Below are 19559 nucleotides of genomic sequence, written 5' to 3' on the forward strand. Positions count from 1 at the left end.
GGCACTGGCGCGGGTCCTCGAGGTGCTTGAGCGCCGATGATCGCCATACCGGGTAATGTACGGGTGTGGCTCGCGACCGGCCATACCGATATGCGCCGAGGCTTCCCGAGCCTTGCGCGTCTGGTTCAGGAGAGCTTAAAGCGGGATCCACACGCTGGCGATCTTTACGTTTTTAGGGGCCGCCGCGGCGATCTGATCAAGATCATTTGGCATGATGGCCAGGGCGCATGTCTCTTCACGAAGCGGCTGGAGCGCGGCCGCTTTTTGTGGCCGTCAATGGCGGACGACGTTGTGACGATCAGCGTTGCGCAGCTCTCTTATCTCCTGTCCGGCATCGACTGGCGAATGCCGCAGGCAACTTGGCGTCCGCAGGCTTCCGGTTAAGCTGTGGCTCTTTGACTCACGGCAGGAATCCAGCGGGATTTTTTGCGGCGAATATGGTTGGTTGGTCATCGTGACGATGCCCTCCGATCCGCTTCCCGCCGATCTTGCCGCTGCGCACGCGATGATCCTTGCGCAACGCGAGCAGCTGACGCTGGCGAAGAGCGAGGTGACGGTCGGCCGGCTGGAAATCGAGCGGCTGAAGCTGATGCTGGCCAAGGCACGGCGCGAACAGTACGGGCAATCTTCTGAGCGCGGCAAGCTGCTGGTCGAGCAGCTCGAACTCGCCATCGAGGATCTTGAAGAGACCCAGGCCGAGCAGGAAACCAAGGCGGAGATCGCCGCGCCAGGGGCCGCTAAGGAGAAGCGCGCGCAAGATCCGCGGCCGCCGCGACGTCCGCTGCCGGACAATCTGCCCATCGAACGTGTCGTCGAACCCGCGCCTTGCGTATGCGGCAAGTGCGGCAGCGAGCGACTGCACAAGCTCGGCGAGGTGGTATCGAAGACCCTGGAATGCGAGCCGCGGCGCTGGAAGATTATCGAGCATGTCCGCGAAAAGTTCTCCTGCCGAGATTGCGAAGCGATCACAGAGGCTCCGGCGCCCTCCCATCCGATCCCGCGAGGCTTTGCCGGGCCGAGCCTGCTGGCGATGGTTCTGGTCAACAAGTTCCTGCTGCATCAGCCGTTGAACCGACAGAGCAAGACCTATGCTCGCGAAGGGATCGAGATCGACGTCTCGACCCTGGCGGATCGGGTCGGCGCCTGCGTGGTAGCACTCGATCCCATTATTGAGGCCATCCGGATCCACGTCATGAGCGCGGAACGCATCCACGCCGACGATACGACGGTGCCGGTACTGGCCAAGCTTAAGACGGTGACCGGTCGGATCTGGACCTATGTTCGCGATGACCGGCCGTTTGGCGGCTCGGATCCGCCTGCGGCCCTGTTCTACTACTCACGCAACCGGGCTGGAGAGCATCCGCAAAACCATCTTGCCGGCTATGTGGGCCTGATGCAGGCCGATGCCTTTGATGGATATAACCAGCTCTACAAGGCCCAAAGGAAGCCGGCTCCGATCCTTGAAGCGGCCTGTTGGAGCCACGGCCGCAGAAAGTTCTTCGAGCTGGCGAAATCTGGAGAGGCGCCGATTGCCAGCGAGGCCGTGCGACGCATCGATATCCTGTTCGAGATCGAGCGCACCATCAACGCCAAAACGCCGGAACAGCGGCTTGCGGCACGTCGTGATAAGTCGAGGCCGATCGTCGCCGATCTCGAAATCTGAATGCGCCAGCAGCGAACCTTGCTCTCATCAGGCAACGATACTGCAAAGGCGATCAACTACCTGCTCAACCGCTGGGCGGCGTTCACCCGCTTCCTGGACGATGGCCGCATCTGCCTCTCGAAGAACGCTGCCGAACGAGCGTTACGCGGTGTGGCTGTCGGAAGACGAAATTGGACCTTCGCCGGTTCAGATGCTGGCGGCAATCGTGCCGCCGCTGTCTATACCCTGATCGAAACCTGCAAGATGAACGACGTTGATCCGCAAGCCTGGCTCGCTGACGTGTTGGCCAGGCTTCCAGATCACCCCGTCAACAGAGTCGCCGACCTGCTCCCGTGGAATTGGAAGGCGACCCAACAGTCCAAAGCGGCTGCTGCCTGAGGCGCCGCGGCAGACCGGCGCGACTGCCCGTGGTGCTGGCCGGATGCGTACTTTGGACGTAATGAAACCCGATATCAAGCGCGGCTGCGGAATGTGTGATCTAGCTGGCCGAGACCGGCCAGGCACCGGTTATTGGCGGGCGCGGTGGGCGGTAATGATGGGCCCGGAGACTTCGGTGTCGCCTTGCCGCGCGCTATGGTACACGGCCTGCTTGAGACTATCGAGCACCGCGTTATCAACTCAGCCTCGATCTTCACGACTTGAGTAGTTGTGCGCGTAGTTGCACCAGCAACCCAGCTTGGGAGGATGAGGCGGAGATAGTGGTCAACGCCGTGAGGTGGCATTGGTATCCCCCTCACGGCGCTTGACGGCCGCCGGCGAGGTATCCGTCGGTCTTCGTGAGCCGATGGCGGGTCGGCGCCTGAATTCGCGTTTGATCGCCCTCGAATACGCCACGCCCGTAAAAACGCGGCGTGAGTTGTCGCGACACTCCTTGCTGACCGTCGGCGCGCTCGATTCTGCAGCCGGTGAGCTTCTCGGTGGCTTCGATGACGCCGCCGAGCGTGTGCCGTCATAGGGGCGCGAGAGCCCTGGCTTGCAGCACGAACTGGCTGCCTGGGGCGCGGGTGTTGGGCCTTGACGCCGTGGCATCGGTCGGGAAAGTGCTGCCTTGGGGGAAACGGTGGTGTCCACCCTCATCAACTTGAGATGCGTATCCCCAGCCGAACCTTTACGTCACCCTCAGGCTCACTGCGAATAAAAGCCCCAACTTGCCGAGAGCTCGCGTCCATTCAGGACGACGCGAACTTTAACTGGTCTAGACTAGCTCACCAGCGACGACCTGAGCTCGGAGCGCTGTCCAGTCTAGTGTATCACGAAAAAGGGCGCACCGGCGCCTCGCGAGAGGCGATAGCCTCGCAGCCATCGTCCTGCACGATCGCGTGGACCGTGCTCGTCAGCCGCGCCGCGGATAAATGATGATGGAGAGATACGTCATGGGCGCCTTGACGAGCTCCTCCGGGCCATGACGTGCGCCGGCGTCAAAGAAAAGCGCGTCGCCCGGTTCAAGCAGGTAGCTCCGGTCAGCGTGCCGGTAACGTACCTTGCCGGTGAGCATGTAGATGAACTCGACGCCAGCGTGCCTGAATTCGGTGTAGGGAACGGCTCCGCCCTTGAGCGTGATCAAATAGGGCTCAACGACTATATCGCCGCCAACCCCGTGGCCGAGCAGATCATAGAGGTGTCCGGCTTTCGTGCCGCGCCGCTCGATACGGACGCCGGTGCCTGCCTTGACGAAGGAACAATCACGCTGCTCTGCGCTTTCCCGAAACAGGCGGCCGATCGGGACATTCAAGGCCTTCGCCAACGCCGACAAGGTTGCCAGAGAGGGGGAAATCGTTCCATTCTCGATTTTCGACATCATTCCGGCAGAGATGCCTGCAGCGGCTCCTAGCTCCAATACGGTGAGATCAAGCTCCTTCCGAAGGCGGCGGACTTCCGCGCCGATTTCGGATTCGAGCGTGGGTGTAACTTCCTTCGGCGCCAGCGAGCCGGTCAGAAGCTCCGGTTCTTGCCGCGCTGTGTCCGCTTTTGAATGCTTGGGGACGCCTTTCGCCACGATCAATCCTCGCTGAGTCGCCGCCTTCGGATCAGCACCGATAGCGCGGCAGGCTTGCCGGCCAGACGATGCAATGTTGTCCCCTATACTGCGGCTTCGGGCAGCCGGCTAGCCGGGGGCAGCTATTACCCATATTCGCGCAGCACTCCCCGCGTCCACGGCCTCCGAATGGCAGGCTGGAAATCCTTTCGGTTTCCCTCTGAACTTTCGCCGTCTGAATTGCCGCCAGGCGGGCGGCAATCCAGGCGCCAGCAGAAAGGACCGGATAATCGTTTTTCTTAACGAGAAATCTATTTTCGTTTAAGGAGCGGCTGGACACAATCCATTTGAACATTTTGCCTTTTGAAGAAGCTCGACTTCGATTGGGCCGCCGGCCCACACTTGCCTGCATTTTTTACCATACAAGCGCTGAGTTTCATTCGCGCCCCGCTGTAACATCACGACGCCCTTGAACCACCAAACGGCGCCAGCTGTAGTAAGTTTCTTGACGAGAATAAAAAGTTCTATACAGTCGTCTACTTGAACGCGGGGCGGGCGCAGGCCTCGCGTCATGGAGGGGTGTTATGTGCGGAATCGTGGGGCTGTTTCTGAAGCAGCCCAAGCTTGAGCCCCAGCTCGGCGCAATGTTATCGGACATGCTTGCCGTGATGAGCGATCGTGGCCCTGACAGTGCGGGCTTCGCTGTCTATGGCGGTGGCGACCATGGCCGCGTGAAGCTGACCGTGAGCGGCGCGAGCGAGGCCGCGCTGCGTGAAGCGGTCGCGGAGTTGGGGCGCGCGGTCGAGGAAGACCTGTCCGCCACATTTCGCCATACCCATGCGGTAATTTCGCTTCCCGCGCTCAAGAAGCAGCAAGCCCGTGACTGGATCGCTGCACGTGCCGGCATCGCCTTCGTTGGGGCTGGCAAGCGGATGGAACTCTATAAGGAGGTCGGCCGTCCAGAGCAGCTCGCCCAGCGTTTCAGGCTGGCGGAGATGGCTGGTACCCACGGCATTGGCCACACTCGCATGGCTACAGAATCCGCGGTGACGACTCGCGGCGCTCATCCCTTCTCGACCGGGCTCGATCAGTGCCTGGTCCACAACGGCTCCCTTTCGAACCATAACGGCTTGCGTCGGGCCTTGCAGCGCGAAGGCTTCTCCTTTGAAACCGAGAATGACACTGAGGTCGCAGCAGGTTATCTCAGCTGGAAAATGCACGAAGGCGCGTCGCTCAAGGAAGCCTTGACGCAGGGCCTCGCCGATCTCGACGGCTTCTACACCTTTGTCGTGGGGACGGAGAGCGGATTTGCAGTATTGCGCGATCCGATCTCCTGCAAACCGGCAGTCATGGCCGAGACAGACGACTACGTGGCATTCGGTTCCGAATATCGCACGCTTACGATGTTGCCGGGTATTGACAAGGCGCACATCTTTGAGCCCGCGCCCGCGACTGTTTACGCTTGGGAGCGCGGCTGATGCCAAATCTTGATCTCGCCAAAACGTCTTTGCGCGAGCTGAATGCGATACTCCACAGGCTTTCACCTGCCTCCAATGAGATCCATTGGGTTGTGGCCAATCCCGGTGGCAAGCACGCTGTCGCTTGCGGCGTCGATGCGCCAGTTACGATCGATATCCAAGGCCATGTCGGCTACTACTGCGGCGGCATGAACAAACAAGCGACGATCGTCGTTGCAGGCAATGCCGGCGTGGGCGTCGCCGAAAACATGATGTCGGGCGAGGTTCGCGTCAGGGGCGACGCCAGCCAGGCCGCCGGTGCGACGGGCTGCGGCGGCTTGCTGGTGATCGACGGCAATGCGTCCGCGCGGTGCGGCATCTCGATGAAAGGCATCGATATCGTTGTCAAGGGATCGATCGGGCCGATGAGTGCATTTATGGCGCAGGCCGGCAATCTCGTCGTGCTCGGCGACGCCGGTGATGCTCTCGGCGATTCCATCTACGAAGCACGCCTGTTCGTACGCGGCAAAGTCGCGAGCTTAGGAGCCGATTGCATCGAGAAAGAGATGTCTGCGCAAGACAAGTCGATTCTTAGGTCAGTTTTGAAACGCGCGGATCTGGACGACTCGATGAGCCCCGACGACTTCAAGATGTTCGGCTCCGCCCGTCGCCTCTATCACTTCCATATCGACAACATTGATGCCTACTAGCAGGATTCTTGATGACCGTCCCGCCGCCTCATCGCATTCCGCCTCGCTTTTCCGCGACCTTCAGCCCGCAGGCGATCGCCGAAATTCAGCGCGCTGCCGCGACCGGCATCTATGACATCCGCGGAGGGGGCGCAAAACGCGCGCTGCCGCATTTCGATGATCTCCTGTTCCTCGGCGCTTCGATCTCGCGATATCCGCTTGAAGGCTATCGCGAAAAGTGCGGCACCGATGTCACACTGGGCACGCGGTTTGCCAAGAAGCCGATCAAGCTGAAGATACCCGTCACCATTGCGGGCATGAGCTTTGGCGCCTTGTCGGCCTCCGCCAAGGAAGCTTTAGGACGCGGCGCTTCTGCGGGCCGGGACGTCGACGACCACCGGCGACGGCGGGATGACACCGGAAGAGCGCGGGCATTCTTCCATCCTGGTCTATCAGTATCTGCCGTCGCGTTACGGCATGAACCCGGATGACTTGAGAAAGGCCGACGCGATCGAGATCGTAATCGGGCAGGGCGCAAAGCCCGGCGGCGGCGGCATGCTGCTCGGGCAGAAGATCTCGGCGCGGGTCGCCAAAATGCGGACGCTGCCGGAGGGAATCGATCAACGCTCAGCCTGCCGGCATCCGGACTGGACCGGGCCCGACGATCTGGAGATCAAGATCGAGGAACTGCGCGAGCTGACCGATTGGGAAAAGCCCATCTATGTCAAAGTCGGCGCCAGCCGTCCCTACTACGACACGGCGCTTGCGGCAAAATCCGGCGCTGACGTGATCGTGCTCGATGGCATGCAGGGCGGCACCGCCGCAACCCAGGAAGTCTTCATCGAAAATGTAGGCCTGCCTATCCTAGCAGCAATTCGGCCCGCTGTGCAGGCTCTGCAGGATCTGGGCTTGCACCGTAAGCTGCAGTTGATCGTCTCCGGCGGCATTCGCACCGGCGCTGACGTCGCGAAGGCGCTGGCGCTCGGCGCGGATGCGGTCGCGATCGGCACCGCAGCGCTGATTGCGCTCGGCGACAACGATCCACAGTTGCAGGCGGAGTACGAAAAGCTTGGTACTGTTGCCGGTGCGTACGATGACTGGCAAGAGGGGCTAGACCCTGCCGGGATCACTACGCAGGACCCCGTGCTTGCCGCGCGTCTAGATCCAGTGAAGGCTGGCCGGCGATTGGCAAATTATCTTTCGGTGCTGACGTTGGAGGCCCAAACGATCGCGCGGGCCTGCGGAAAGAGCCATCTGCACAATCTCGAACCGGAAGACCTTGTCGCGTTGACGATCGAGGCCGCGGCTATGGCCGGCGTGCCGCTCGCCGGAACCAACTGGATTCCGGGAATAGCAAAATGACGGGTTCGCACCGTGCGAATCCGGCGAACTACAAGTTTTCGATGCAGGGGTGTTGAAGCATCAAAGGGGGTAACTATGGCCAACAGTCTGTATGCCATCGCGCAAGAAAGAGGCATCAAGTATTTCCTGATCTCCTATACTGACCTGTTCGGCGTGCAGCGGGCCAAGCTTGTGCCAGCCGCGGCGATTGACGCCATGGTGAAGAACGGCGCTGGCTTCGCCGGCTTTGCGACATGGCTCGATATGACCCCGGCCGACCCTGATGTCTTTGCGATGCCGGATCCCGCAAGCCTGGTCCAGTTGCCATGGAAGTCCGAAGTTGGCTGGCTTGCGGCCGATCCCTGGATGAATGGCAAGCCTGTTGCGCAAGCGCCGCGCAATCTCTTGAAACGACTGATTGCGGAGGCCGCCGCCAAGGGCCACGAGTTGAAATCCGGGGTCGAGTGTGAGTTCTTCCTCATCTCGCGCGATGGGACCGGAATCTCCGATGACGCCGACCGCCAGTCAAAGCCCTGCTACGATCAACAGGCATTGATGCGCCGCTACGACGTTATTGCCGAGATCTGCGATTCCATGTTGTCACTCGGTTGGAAGGCCTATCAGAACGACCATGAGGACGCAAACGGCCAGTTCGAGATGAACTGGGAGTTCGACACTGCTCTGAAGACCGCCGACCGTCATGCATTCTTCAAATACATGGCGCGCTCGATCGCCGAGAAGCACGGGTTGCGCGCGACCTTTATGCCGAAGCCGTTCGTCGACCTGACCGGCAATGGCTGCCACGCCCATGTGTCGGTGTGGCGTGATGGCCGCAATCAGTTCGAGGATGAAACCGGCGAGCTCGGCGTCTCAAAGCTCGGCTATGCCTTCCTGGGCGGCATCATGCACTCGGCCGACGCGCTCGCAGCCCTGTTCAATCCGACGGTCAATTCCTACAAGCGCATCAACGCGCCGCGCACAACTTCCGGCGCTACCTGGGCGCCGAACTCGGTGACCTATTCAGGGAACAACCGCACCCATCTTATCCGTATTCCCGAAGGCGGCCGCTTCGAGGTCCGCCTCGCTGACGGGGCGGTGAATCCTTATCTGCTGCAGGCGGGATTACTCGCCGCCGGGCTTGACGGGATCGAGAACGAACGCGATCCCGGCGGGCGCCTTGACATCAATATGTACACGGACGGCCACACCGTTGAGGCCGGCAAGAAGCTGCCGCTGAATCTGCTCGATGCTATCCGGGCACTGCGGTCGTCATCGGTGCTGTCAGACAAGTTGGGCGAGTTTGTTCCGTGCTACATCAAGCTCAAGACGGACGAATGGAATTCGTATACCCGTCATCTGACGGCTTGGGAGCGCGAAACAACGCTTGATTGTTGATGGGAGCCAGGCAGAGTTACGAAGGCCGGTTCACTGCATGAAGGTGGCTTCACTGCGCCTTCCGAGCGATGTCAGTGACCGGCGTCTCGGATCTCCCGCAGGCGACGCAGGGACCCATTTTCGTCATGTTCGCTGGGCTTAGCTCTCGTTCCAACGTTCGACGGCAGCTTGCAGCGTGTTTCGTAGTAGGCACGCAATCGTCATCGGACCAACTCCGCCAGGAACGGGTGTGATTGCGCTGGCCACGTTCCGGGCCTCTTCGAAGGCAACATCCCCGACCAACCGGCCCCTGGCCCCAGCCTCTGCCGGCAAACGGTTGATTCCGACATCAATGACGGTTGCTCCGGGCTTGATCCAACTGCCACGGATCATCTCCGGTCTGCCGGCTGCTGCAACCAGAATATCGGCCTGACGGCAAAATCCTGGCAAATCATGACTGCGCGAGTGCGTCATCGTCACGGTGCAATCGGCCTGCAGGAGAAGCTGGGCGATCGGCTTTCCGACGATGTTCGAACGCCCGACCACTACGGCGTGCTGGCCTGCCAGTCTCGCATGAACCGAGCGGAGGAGTAGCATGCAGCCCAGCGGCGTGCAGGGAACGAGACTGCCAAGCCCGCGCATCAGCCGTCCAGCATTCTCTGAGTGGAAACCATCGACATCCTTTGCTGGATCAATCGACCCGAGGATGGTGCCGGTATCGATGTGCGATGGCAATGGGAGCTGGACTAGGATGCCATCAATGTCATCGTCGGCGTTCAATCGGCGGATCAGAAAGAGCAGAGTCTCCTGCGATGTCTCGGCCGCCAGGCGATGCTCGAATGAGCGCATTCCGGTGGCGATGGTCTGACGCGCCTTGGAGGCGACGTAGATCTCGCTTGCAGGATCGCTGCCGATGAGGATGACGGCGAGTCCCGGTACCCGGCCATGGCGCTGTTTCAGTTGCGCGACCCGGGCCGCGGTCTTAAGACGTTCCTGCTCGGCGATAGCCTTGCCATCGATATTGATCGCAGTCATGAGCTCAGTCCTTGAAAACGACGGTCTTGGAGCCGTTTAGGATAGTGCGGCCATCGATATGCCAGAGCACGGCGCGCGACAGTACCCGCCGCTCGATGTCACGGCCTTTACGTACGAGATCGTCGGGCTGATCGTGATGTGAGACGCGCTCGACATCCTGCTCGATGATCGGGCCCTCGTCGAGGTCGGGCGTCACATAATGTGCCGTTGCGCCTATTAGTTTGACACCGCGGCCATGAGCTTGGTGATATGGCTTTGCTCCCTTGAATCCCGGAAGGAATGAATGGTGGATATTGATGCAGCGTCCGGCGAGCTTCGCCGAAAGCTCGTTGGATAAGATCTGCATATACCGGGCGAGGACGACGAGATCGACTTTCCGATCCTGGACAATCTTCCAGATGGCCGCTTCCTGTTGAGATTTGGTCTCAGCCGTAACCGGCAGGTAGTCGAACGGAATGGTGCTGAGATCGTGATGCGCGAGGGCCTCGATCGGGTGATTGGAGACGATGCCAGCTATATCGACAGTGAGCTCGCCGATCCTCCATCTGTAGAGCAGGTCCGCCAAGCAATGGTCGAACCGCGATACCAGGATAAGCAGCTTTGGGCGCTCGGCCCGTGGACGGATCACCCACTTCATCTGCAACTCATCGGCTACAACCGCGAAAGCCCTGTTGAAGCTTGCAGCGTTGTCAGTCCCGACGAAATTGAAACGAATTCGAGCGAAGAACATGTTGGTCTCGACGTCGTCGTACTGATGCGCTTCCTGGATGTTGGCGCCGGTCTCGAACAGCGTCTTGGCGACGGCGGCGACGATGCCAGGCTTGTTGGGACAACAGAAGGTCAGAATGTAGCTGCCGGTGGACATCGGAATCTCATAGGTTAAGGCAATTACAGATTATGGAGCTGCTTTTTGTGGAGCAGTTTGGATTTGCCATTCGCAGCCAAACTCGGCGGAACTGCTCGAAAACCAACTACAAAAGCTTTTGGCGAGGCTGCGGAACAGGGCGATCTCAAAGCGGGCACTGCCGTCGGCGTTATCTTCGCAACGCCAGATGGTGGCGCCGATATGGCTAACGATCGTGGTTGCCGCAGCTCCGACATCGAACGCACAGGGATGAAGATCAATCTGAAAAACCTTTGGCAAGCACGTCCCTGATCGCGTATCCGCCGACGCGAAAGACCGCATAGCCTCCGCTTTGATCCGAAACGGATGCGAGCGGCCCGGCAATCTGTTTGAGTGACATACCGAACAGAGGACCAGCACCTTCGCTCATCGCGAGCCAGTAATTCGGGCCTATGCCCGCGAAGGCGATCTCGCCGGCGCGCACGATGGCGGGACCAGTGGGTATCTCGAGAAGGAAATGCTGCCGGATACGGTCGCGCAATAAGGCATGCTGTCCCTTGCGGGTCTGCATCGTCGCCAAGCCAAGTCCGCGCAGCTCGCAAATGGTGACGCCGCCGGGTTGTGATTGGCCGATGTCCGAGAGGGCGGAGCGAGGAGAAAGAACAGGATCAGCCATGCAGACGTTTTCCTTCGGGATCGACAAAGATGGGAGAGACGATTTCGACCTCGGTATCGCGATTGCGGATCGGATCGTAGGCGCGCACCCTCTCTCCGATCCGTGTTGGGCCGTTCTTGATCAAGCCGAGGCCGATCCAATGGCCCAGCGTCGGCGAGAATGCGACGGAAGTGACGTAACCTTCGTCATTCTCCGTATTCGGCGTCGCGCCGAGGGCCAGGAAATGTGCGCCGGCATGCAGTCGCGCAGTTCTGACAACCGGCTTGATGCCGATCAGCGCCGGTCGCTTGGGATCGGCAAGTCCCGGCCGCATTGCGAGCATGCGGCCGATGAAGTCTTTCTTGCGCGACATCATCCGGCCGAGGCCAAGATCGGTCACCGTAGTCATGCCGTTCAGTTCGTTGCCGGCGGCATGGCCTTTTTCGATGCGCATCACCCCTAGGGCTTCGGTGCCATAGGGCACGACCCCGAGCTTGCTGCCGGCTTCCATGATCGCCCGGATGGCTCCATCGCCGAATTGCGCCGGCACCGCCAGCTCGTAGGCAAGTTCGCCGGAAAAGGAGACGCGGAATAGGCGGGCCGGAACGTCGCGCCAGGCGAATTCGGTGCAGCCGAGATAGGGAAGGGCGGCGTCGGAGATGTCCACGGCATCACCGAGCAGCCGGGCCAGAAGCAATCGGGAGCGCGGTCCCGCGATCGAGTATTGCGACCATTGCTCGGTGACGGACACGAGCTGAACATCGAGCTCAGACCAGCGCACTTGGCGCGCGTGCTCAAGGTGTTGCATGACCTTGGCGGCATTGGCGGTCGTCGTCGACACGACGTAGTGGTCGGCTGCGAAGCGGGCGGCGGTGCCGTCGTCCATCACGATGCCGTCTTCGCGCAGCATCAGGCCGTAGCGAACCTTGCCGATCGGGAGGGTCGAAAACATGTTGATGTAGATCCGATCCAGGAATGCACCAGCATCGTTGCCCTGGACATCGATCTTGCCGAGGGTGGAGACGTCGCAGACCCCGACCTTGCTTCGAACCTCTCTGACCTCGCGCGACACCGTCGTTAGCCAAGTGGTTTCGCCCGGCTGAGCGAACCACTGCGCGCGGAGCCACTGCCCGGCCTCTACAAACGTGGCGCCGCGTTCTTTGGCCCAGCCATGGCCCGCGGTGAGTCGCGTTGGCTTGAACTCCGAACCACGATGATGGCCGGCGAGTGCACCGATTGCGACAGGCGTATAGGGCGGCCGGAATACGGTCGTGCCGACTTGTGACATATGGCGCCCGGTCAGTTGCGCCATCAAGGCATGACCATTGATGTTCGACGTCTTGCCCTGATCTGTGGCCATGCCAAGGGTGGTATATCGCTTTAGCAATTCCACCGACTGAAAGCCTTCGCGGGCAGCGAGCGCGACGTCATCGCTTGTGACGTCATTCTGGAAATCGACGAAAGCCTTTGACCGGCTGCCGGCGACGTACCAGAAAGGTTTTGAGACAATAGTTTCATCATCTGCCTTAGGCACCGGGTGATTCTGCACAGCGAATCCGGCCGCTTCCGCCGCCGCGGCGCCAGCCCTATCGCCCTCGCGAAGTGCGTCCGCAAGCGCAAAGGATCCCTGTGCGGCACCGGCAACCGTCATGCCGCGAGGAGGCATGTTTGGAACGAATCCCGCCGGCTTGTCCGACCAGCTCGGCCGGCCGCCAAGATGGGTGGTCAGGGCGAGATTCGCATTCCATCCGCCGGACATCGCCAGCAAGTCGACCGCAATATCCCTCATTTGCCCATCCCCCGTTCGAACGCAGATGGTCGTGAGACCCTGGCTTCCGCGCGTCTTTAGAACCTGTGCGTCCGCAAAGACCCGGATGCCCAACCGGCTCGCCTTCCCGATGAGGTGCGGGTTGATCTCTGCTCGCATGTCGATAATCGCTTCCACCGGAATTCCGCTCCCGAGCAGATCGAAAGCGGTCGTCCATGCATCATCGCAGCCTGTAAAGATCGCGGCGCGGCGGCCAGCCGGGACGGCAAACCGGTTCAGATAGGTGCGAACCGCCGAAGCCATCATCACGCCGGGGCGGTCGTTGCCGCCGAACACGACGGGCCGCTCGATTGCGCCCGTAGCAAGCACGGAACGTTTGGCGACGATCTTCCAAAGCCGCTGGCGGGGTTGATGTGGCGCCGGGACTGGAAGATGGTCGGAGACCCGCTCGATGGCGCCGTAAGTTCCGCCGTCATAGACGCCGAACACCGTCGTCCGGCACAGCACGCGAACATTCGACAGAGAATAGAGGGAAAGGCTCGCTTGTCTCGCCCACGCCGAACCACATTCGCCGCCGATTTCCCTGTTGTCTCCATTGAGACGGCCACCAAGGATGTAATCTTCATCGCACAGGATGACCCGCGCGCCCGAGCGGCCCGCACTCAAGGCCGCAGCAAGCCCTGCTGCACCGCCGCCGATGACGAGAACGTCGCAGAAGGCGTACAGCTTTTCGTAAGTATCCGGATCGGCTTCCTGGCTCGCGCGTCCGAGACCAGCGGCGCGCCGGATCGCGGGCTCGTAGACCTTCTCCCAGAAAGAGGCGGGCCACATGAATGTCTTGTAGTAGAAGCCCGCAGCCAAAAATGGCGAGAGCAAAGAATTGACTGCGCCGACATCGAACTTCAGCGAAGGCCAGCGGTTCTGGCTTTGCGCTTCAAGACCGTCGAACAGTTCTACGACGGTGGCGCGTGTGTTTGGTTCACGCCGTGCACCGCTCCGCAGTTCGACGAGCGCGCTTGGTTCCTCGCTGCCCGCAGTCAGGATGCCGCGCGGCCGATGATACTTGAACGAGCGGCCGACAAGCTTGATGCCATTGCCGAGTAACGCGGAGGCGAGCGTATCCCCTGCATATCCATGATAGCACTTGCCGTCGAAGGTGAAGCTCAGCAGCTTGGTGCGATCGATCCGGCCGCCTTTCGCAAGCCGGTTAGGCTTCATGTGCGAGGCAGCTCCACTCATGAAGGCTCTCCAGCGGCAAACGTCGCACCAAAAAACTCATGCGTGCGGGTATCGCGGGCCACTTTCAGCCAGCTTCGGCATCCGCCAGCGTGATACCAGAGCTCCTCATGAGGGCCTGCCGGATTGTCGCGCAGATAGACCGCCTCATAGAACTGCTGCGGCGTATCCGGCGCTGATGCCCCCTGTCGACGCTTGGCGTCGCCATGGTAGGCGAACTCACTCACATCGCGCGAGCCACAGAAGGGACATTCGATACGCATGTCGTTCTCAATGCAGGTTCGGTTGGGCGCCTTGGCCCTTCTCATCAATGAGATGGCCAGTCTGAAAGCGATCGAGCCGGTAGGCGGCCGCAAGCGGGTGCGGCTCGTCCCGCGCGAGCAGATGCGCAAAACACCAGCCGGAAGCTGGCGTTGCCTTGAAACCGCCGTAGCACCAGCCAGCGTTGAGATAGAGACCGTCGACCGGTGCCTTGTCCATGATCGGCGAGCCATCCATCGACATATCGACCAATCCCCCCCATGAGCGCAGGATACGCAACCGGCCGATTGCGGGCATCAGCGCCATGCCGCCTTCGCAGACGTCCTCGACGGCCGGCAGGTTGCCGCGCTGCGCATAAGAGTTGTAGCCGTCGATGTCGCCGCCAAACACGAGTCCGCCCTTATCGGACTGACTGATATAGAAATGACCCGCGCCGAATGTGACGACGCCTGGAATGAACGGTTTGATCGCCTCCGAGACAAAGGCCTGCAGTACATGGCTTTCGATCGGAAGTCTCAGATCCGCCAGCGCGGCGACGCGCGAACTGTTGCCAGCGGCGGCCAGACCGACCTTCGTGGCGCCGATTGGGCCCCTGGTCGTCTCGACCCCTATGACACGGCCCGCTTTGCGCAGAAATCCGGTGACCTCGCAATTCTGGATGATGTCGATCCCTCGGTCGCTAGCGCCACGGGCATACCCCCACACGACAGCATCGTGCCGGGCGGTGCCGCCCCGTCGCTGCAACAGGCCGCCCCTAATTGGAAAGCGGGCATTGTCGAAGTCGAGCATCGGAAGCATCCGGCGCACGGCCGTGGCATCGAGCAGTTCAGCGCCGGCTCCCGCAAGGATCATCGCGTTGCCACGCCGGGCAAAAGCATCGCGCTGGGCGTCGGAGTGATAGAGGTTGAGCACGCCGCGCTGGCTGACCATCGCATTGTAGTTGAGGTCTTGCTCGAGCCCTTCCCACAGCTTCATCGACCATTCGTAGAAGGGCTCATTGCCGGGCAGGAGATAATTTGAGCGGATGATCGTCGTGTTGCGCCCGGCATTGCCCGAGCCGATGTACCCCTTTTCGACCACCGCAACGTTTGTGATGCCGTGCTCTTTGGCGAGGTAGTAGGCGGTGGCGAGGCCGTGTCCGCCACCCCCGACGATGATGACGTTGTAGTGCGCGCGGGGAGACGCGTCGCGCCACACGGGCTGCCAATGGCGATGTCCGTAGAGCCCTTGCCAGGCGACGTTTAGGAACGAATAGCGCATGCGAGCTAAGCCGTTTCGGAGCGAACTTGTAAGAGGAATCATGCGCTGTTATTGATTGCGCCATATGGCAAAAAACGACTAAAAGATGTCTGTCCGCGACAGAGACCGGCCGCGCCGGATCGGCTTCTTGCTGATCCCGGGCTTTGCACTGATGTCCTATGCATCAGCGGTCGAGCCGTTGCGCGCCGCCAACGTCCTGGCCGGCAAGAACCTCTACCGTTGGCGGCACATCTCGATTCGCGGCAGCGATATTGCCGCTTCAAACGGGGTCCGCATTCAGGCCGACGCCAGTATCAGCAATGCAGGCCGGCTCGATTTGATCGTGGTTTGTGCGGGCGGCAATCCGCAGGCCTTTGATCACCCGCCGACGTTTGCCTTCCTGCGAAAGGCGGCCCGACATGGGGTGCAATTGGGCGGCGTGTCAGCGGGACCTTATCTCCTCGCGCGGGCCGGGCTGCTCGAGGGATATCGATGCACCGTGCATTGGGAGCACATCCCGGCCTTCACCGAGACGTTCCCATTCCTGCATCTCAGCCGCTCATTGTTTGAGATCGATCGCGACCGCTTCACTTGCGCCGGTGGCATTGCGGCGCTCGACATGATGCACGCCATGATCCGGATCCATCACGGGGCGCGGCTTGCCGCCGCCGTCAGCGACTGGTTCCTACAGACGGAGGTTCGTCGCGGTGATCTCGCCCAACGTCTTTCGCCTACCGAGCGCTTTGGCGTGTATCACCCGAAGCTCGTCGCCACCCTGTCGCGCATGGAGCAGAATATCGAAGCGCCGCTTGCACCAAAGCAGCTCGCGAAACTAGCAGACATGTCCTTACGCCAGCTTGAGCGTCTGTTCTCGCTGCATCTCCGCAGCACGATCAAGCGGCGTTACATACAGCTGCGGCTCGAGCACGCCAGGCTGCTTCTCAGACAAACCACTTTGCCAGTCAGCCAGATTGCACTAGCGACAGGTTTTTCAACCCAGATGCATTTTTCACGAGTTTACCGGCGGCTCTACGGGGTGGCTCCGCGGCAGGAACGATCGATCGACTAAATCGGGCTCAGGCGAGCCTGGCCATGTACTGGTAGAAGCCGCGCAGCATCACGGTTAGGTGTTGTTGCTGTTCGCGTCTCTTCCAGTGCGATAGCAGCCAGTCGCGGGTACGAGCGAGGAACTTTCTGCAGCTCTTGGTGCTGGGATACGGATTAAGGCGAACCGCCCGCTCCGATCCACGCCGCAGACATGCTTGGAGTGCGTATTTCGCAAAAACGGGACAGCGGTTTCGCTAACTGACGGACAGCAGTTTCGCTAAATCGCGGACAGCGTGGCGGCGCTGGCTTTTGGTTGCCTGGTTGTTGAAGTCAGTTGATATTCGTTTCGCTGTTTTCGACGTCGGTCAAGGGGCGCGCGGCTTTTTTCCTTCGCATGCTGTCGCCTTCGAGGGCGATACGGTGGGAGTTGTGGATGATCCGGTCGAGGATAGCATCTGCGATGGTTGGCTCGCCGATCATGTCGTGCCATTGGGCAACGGGCAGCTGAGCGGTAATCAAGGTCGATTTGCGCCTGTAGCGCTCTTCGAAGATTTCGAGGAGATCAAGGCGCTGCTGGTCATTGAGGGTGTGGGTGCCCCAATCGTCGAGGATGAGCAACTGGACACGTGCAAGCTTATCGATGAGGCGCGGGAAGCGACCATCGAGACGGGCCATGGCGAGGTCTTCGAACAAGCGCGGCATACGCAAATAAAGGACGGAATGATCGAGCCTGGCCGCCTGGCGTCCGAAGGCACATGCCAACCAGGTTTTGCCAGTCCCGGTCAGGCCGGTGATGATGAAGTTCTCATGGGCTTTCAGCCAGGCGCCTTGCGCCAGCTGCAGGGTGTTGCGCCGGTCAAGGCCGCGGCGGGAAGCGAAGTCGACGTCTTCGATACAGGCGTCGACGAAGCGCAGCTTGGCTGCGGCCAGCCGATTGGTCAGGCGCCGGTCGGCACGCATGGCGGCTTCGCGATCGAGCATCAGGCCGAGCCACTCATCCCGGCTGAGATCGGCGGCATTGTCCTGTTCGGCTAGTTGCCGGTAAGCGGCCGCATTCCGGCAAGGCCGAGCGCCTGCATCTGCTCGAGGGTCGGGTGGGTCAGCATCGCGATGTTCCTTTCCTTCATTGATAATAGCCCCCACCACGGATGTTGGCGTGCGAGGGGGTGGCTTTGACGGGTGCGGCAGCAGGGCTCGCGCGGTCGAGCCCGGATTTGAGGATCGCGCTCACCGAGGAGTAGCTGATCGCGTTGATGACGAGTGCCCGCTCGCAGGCCGCTTCGAGCCGATCGCGCTCGTAGCGCCGTGCCAGGGCGATGATCCCCATGGCGGAGCGATAACCCTGCTCGGGATGCGGGCGCTCACGCATCATCCGCTCGACCAGAGTGGCGGTGTTGACGCCGATCCGCGCTGCCATCTTGATCAAGCTCGCCGGCGTCATATTGGCATAACGCTGATGGGCCTTGGGCATGTGCTCGTTCACGGTGACATGGCCGCTGCGCTGAGAGCGGCGCACATGGCTGGCGACACGCGTGTGATCCTGGAAGATCTCGACGGCTCGATAGGTGAGCCGGACGTTCACCCGACGGCCGATCAGCCGGTGCGGCACCGAGTAAAAGGTCTTGTCGACTTCGACGTGATAATCGGGGTGGACCTTCGCCGTTTTCCACTCGGCGTATTCGAACGGCTCGCCCGGCAGCGGCGTCAACGCAGCGCGCTCGATCTCCTCGAACAGCTGCCGGCGGGATTTGCCGATATGGCGCATCGGCCGATGGTTCAGCTCCTCCAGCAGACCGCCGATCGCAGTATTGAGATCGGTCAGGTTGAAGAACCGCCGATGGCGCAGCCGTGCCAGAATCCAGCGCTCAACAATCAGCACCGCGCCTTCAACCTTGCCCTTGTCGCGCGGCTTGCGGCTGCGGGTCGGCAAAATCGTCGTGTCGTAGTGCTCGGCCATGGCGGCGAAGGTTTGGTTGAGCGTCGGCTCGAACCACAACGCCTTGACGACCCCGGCCTTCAGATTGTCGCAGACGATCGCCTTGGGAACTCCGCCGAAGTACGACAAGGCTCGGGTCTGGCCTTCGATCCAATCTGGTAGTCGCTGACCGAAGCTCCCCATAGCGAAGGTCAGCGACGAGGCCCCGAGCACCGCGACAAATATCTGCGCCTGACGGATCTCGCCGGTTTGCGGATCGATCACCTCCACCGTCGGACCGGCATAGTCGGTCTGCATCACTGCACCCGCCGCGTGGCGATGACGGAAGGTCGGGTTCGCCCGGCGCCGATAGGCGTCAAACTGCAGAACCACGTGTAACCATAGCCGTCGGGATGCGCCGTCCGGTATTCCTGCCACAGCAGCGTCAGCGTCACGCCCTTGCGCTTGAGCTCCTGCGCCACCCGTGGCCACTCAGGCTCGCTCAAGTCCTGCGGGGGGCGCCCGACCCGCCGGAACAAGGCTCGCTGCAAGGCCGCCTCGCTCTCGTAAATCGGCGGCAGCGGCCAGCTCAAACCCGCTTCACGCGCTCGCAGCAGGTAGGTGGCAACCGAACTCTTGCTGATCTGCAGCCGTTCCGAGATCTCCCGAACCGACAGGTCCTGCTCGTACGTCAGCCTCAGGATCGATCGTAGGTCCTTCACAGTGGTTCGTTTCGCTTGCTTCCGTCTCGGCATTGCCCCTCTCAAACTCAGCTTGAGAGAGAACATTGCCTGAACGGCGCTCCCGAAAACCAACCTCCCGCAACTGTCCGCGATTTAGCGGAATCCCTGTCCCGGAATTACTGAAATCGCTGTCCGCGAATTACCGAAATTGCTGTCCGGAAATTGCCGAAACACGCACTTGGAGCCGAGAAATTCAAATTCTCCGGCCTCTGTCCGTGCTTGGCCCGCATGGTCGCAGCAAAGCGCCCAAAGAGCAGCAGCCGATTCTTGTCCTCGCCAGCTCTAGAGCATGTTGTTTTTTCGCAGAATCGGGATTC

13 protein-coding genes and 4 pseudogenes are annotated in these 19559 nt (G+C 61.0%); 8 read left to right on the forward strand and 9 right to left on the reverse strand.

The genetic code is table 11. The features are described from left to right. Positions 1-36 precede the first annotated feature (36 nt). A complete protein-coding gene (gene tnpB, locus ACVMDN_RS03515; protein WP_456835665.1) occupies positions 37-384 on the forward strand; it encodes an IS66 family insertion sequence element accessory protein TnpB in 348 nt (115 codons plus the stop codon). Between the two features lie 76 nt (positions 385-460). Beyond that, positions 461-2041, forward strand: a pseudogene (gene tnpC / locus ACVMDN_RS03520) (IS66 family transposase). Between the two features lie 955 nt (positions 2042-2996). Here tnpC and ACVMDN_RS03525 read toward each other — a convergent pair. Next, entirely contained in the window at positions 2997-3659 is a 663-nt protein-coding gene (locus ACVMDN_RS03525; protein ID WP_456835664.1) for a helix-turn-helix domain-containing protein, read from the reverse strand. Between the two features lie 563 nt (positions 3660-4222). Between ACVMDN_RS03525 and ACVMDN_RS03530 the strand changes: the two genes are divergently transcribed. From ACVMDN_RS03530 to glnT, 4 genes and pseudogenes are all read left to right on the forward strand, one after another. Continuing rightward, positions 4223-5116: a class II glutamine amidotransferase gene (locus ACVMDN_RS03530; protein ID WP_456835663.1), complete on the forward strand. Its 894-nt coding sequence runs from the start codon at positions 4223-4225 to the stop codon at positions 5114-5116. After that, a complete protein-coding gene (locus ACVMDN_RS03535) occupies positions 5116-5805 on the forward strand; it encodes a GltB/FmdC/FwdC-like GXGXG domain-containing protein (protein ID WP_456835662.1) in 690 nt (229 codons plus the stop codon). Before ACVMDN_RS03530 ends, ACVMDN_RS03535 begins: the two co-directional genes overlap by 1 nt. 11 nt (positions 5806-5816) lie before the next feature. Beyond that, positions 5817-7146 (forward strand): annotated as a pseudogene (locus ACVMDN_RS03540) (FMN-binding glutamate synthase family protein). Between the two features lie 75 nt (positions 7147-7221). Next, complete coding sequence (glnT, locus tag ACVMDN_RS03545; RefSeq protein ID WP_456835660.1) at positions 7222-8520, forward strand: type III glutamate--ammonia ligase; 1299 nt, start codon at positions 7222-7224, stop codon at positions 8518-8520. A gap of 138 nt (positions 8521-8658) precedes the next feature. On the opposite strand, the gene folD is transcribed toward glnT, so the two are convergent. After that, positions 8659-9534, reverse strand: a complete 876-nt coding sequence (gene folD, locus ACVMDN_RS03550; protein WP_456835659.1) for a bifunctional methylenetetrahydrofolate dehydrogenase/methenyltetrahydrofolate cyclohydrolase FolD — start codon at positions 9532-9534, stop codon at positions 8659-8661. 4 nt (positions 9535-9538) lie between these two features. After that, positions 9539-10399: a formyltetrahydrofolate deformylase gene (gene purU, locus ACVMDN_RS03555; RefSeq protein ID WP_456835658.1), complete on the reverse strand. Its 861-nt coding sequence runs from the start codon at positions 10397-10399 to the stop codon at positions 9539-9541. A 45-nt stretch (positions 10400-10444) separates the two neighbouring features. Between purU and ACVMDN_RS03560 the strand changes: the two genes are divergently transcribed. Further along, a complete protein-coding gene (locus ACVMDN_RS03560) occupies positions 10445-10690 on the forward strand; it encodes a hypothetical protein (RefSeq protein WP_456843603.1) in 246 nt (81 codons plus the stop codon). Here the strand turns inward: ACVMDN_RS03560 and ACVMDN_RS03565 are convergent. The 4 genes from ACVMDN_RS03565 to ACVMDN_RS03580 are packed head-to-tail and all read right to left on the reverse strand — an operon-like array spanning position 10656 to position 15558. Further along, positions 10656-11054 carry a hypothetical protein gene (locus ACVMDN_RS03565; protein ID WP_456843604.1) on the reverse strand — a complete coding sequence of 133 codons (399 nt, stop codon included), beginning with the start codon at positions 11052-11054 and terminating at the stop codon, positions 10656-10658. The two genes, ACVMDN_RS03560 and ACVMDN_RS03565, sit on opposite strands and share 35 nt — an antisense overlap. Then, positions 11047-14040: a sarcosine oxidase subunit alpha family protein gene (locus ACVMDN_RS03570; protein ID WP_456835656.1), complete on the reverse strand. Its 2994-nt coding sequence runs from the start codon at positions 14038-14040 to the stop codon at positions 11047-11049. The genes ACVMDN_RS03565 and ACVMDN_RS03570 overlap by 8 nt, the downstream gene beginning before the upstream one ends. Continuing rightward, positions 14037-14300: a sarcosine oxidase subunit delta gene (locus tag ACVMDN_RS03575; protein ID WP_456835655.1), complete on the reverse strand. Its 264-nt coding sequence runs from the start codon at positions 14298-14300 to the stop codon at positions 14037-14039. Before ACVMDN_RS03575 ends, ACVMDN_RS03570 begins: the two co-directional genes overlap by 4 nt. 7 nt (positions 14301-14307) lie before the next feature. Then, positions 14308-15558, reverse strand: coding sequence for a sarcosine oxidase subunit beta family protein (locus ACVMDN_RS03580; protein ID WP_456835654.1), 1251 nt, complete (start codon positions 15556-15558; stop codon positions 14308-14310). 85 nt (positions 15559-15643) lie between these two features. Between ACVMDN_RS03580 and ACVMDN_RS03585 the strand changes: the two genes are divergently transcribed. Further along, entirely contained in the window at positions 15644-16606 is a 963-nt protein-coding gene (locus ACVMDN_RS03585) for a GlxA family transcriptional regulator (RefSeq protein WP_456835653.1), read from the forward strand. Positions 16607-16914: 308 nt separating this feature from the next. Here ACVMDN_RS03585 and istB read toward each other — a convergent pair. Then, positions 16915-17690, reverse strand: a pseudogene (gene istB, locus ACVMDN_RS03590) (IS21-like element helper ATPase IstB). 17 nt (positions 17691-17707) lie between these two features. Further along, positions 17708-19254: pseudogene (istA, locus tag ACVMDN_RS03595) on the reverse strand (IS21 family transposase). Positions 19255-19559: the final 305 nt, after the last annotated feature.

The organism is Bradyrhizobium sp. USDA 4510, assembly GCF_054059095.1.

Bases quoted from the DNA above. Each gene is read 5' to 3' on its own strand.
- tnpB (WP_456835665.1), top strand. From the start codon at position 37: ATGATCGCCATACCGGGTAATGTACGGGTGTGGCTCGCGACCGGCCAT.
- ACVMDN_RS03530 (WP_456835663.1), top strand. From the start codon at position 4,223: ATGTGCGGAATCGTGGGGCTGTTTCTGAAGCAGCCCAAGCTTGAGCCC.
- ACVMDN_RS03535 (WP_456835662.1), top strand. From the start codon at position 5,116: ATGCCAAATCTTGATCTCGCCAAAACGTCTTTGCGCGAGCTGAATGCG.
- glnT (WP_456835660.1), top strand. From the start codon at position 7,222: ATGGCCAACAGTCTGTATGCCATCGCGCAAGAAAGAGGCATCAAGTAT.
- folD (WP_456835659.1), bottom strand. From the start codon at position 9,534: ATGACTGCGATCAATATCGATGGCAAGGCTATCGCCGAGCAGGAACGT.
- purU (WP_456835658.1), bottom strand. From the start codon at position 10,399: ATGTCCACCGGCAGCTACATTCTGACCTTCTGTTGTCCCAACAAGCCT.
- ACVMDN_RS03565 (WP_456843604.1), bottom strand. From the start codon at position 11,054: ATGGCTGATCCTGTTCTTTCTCCTCGCTCCGCCCTCTCGGACATCGGC.
- ACVMDN_RS03570 (WP_456835656.1), bottom strand. From the start codon at position 14,040: ATGAGTGGAGCTGCCTCGCACATGAAGCCTAACCGGCTTGCGAAAGGC.
- ACVMDN_RS03575 (WP_456835655.1), bottom strand. From the start codon at position 14,300: ATGCGTATCGAATGTCCCTTCTGTGGCTCGCGCGATGTGAGTGAGTTC.
- ACVMDN_RS03580 (WP_456835654.1), bottom strand. From the start codon at position 15,558: ATGCGCTATTCGTTCCTAAACGTCGCCTGGCAAGGGCTCTACGGACAT.
- ACVMDN_RS03585 (WP_456835653.1), top strand. From the start codon at position 15,644: ATGTCTGTCCGCGACAGAGACCGGCCGCGCCGGATCGGCTTCTTGCTG.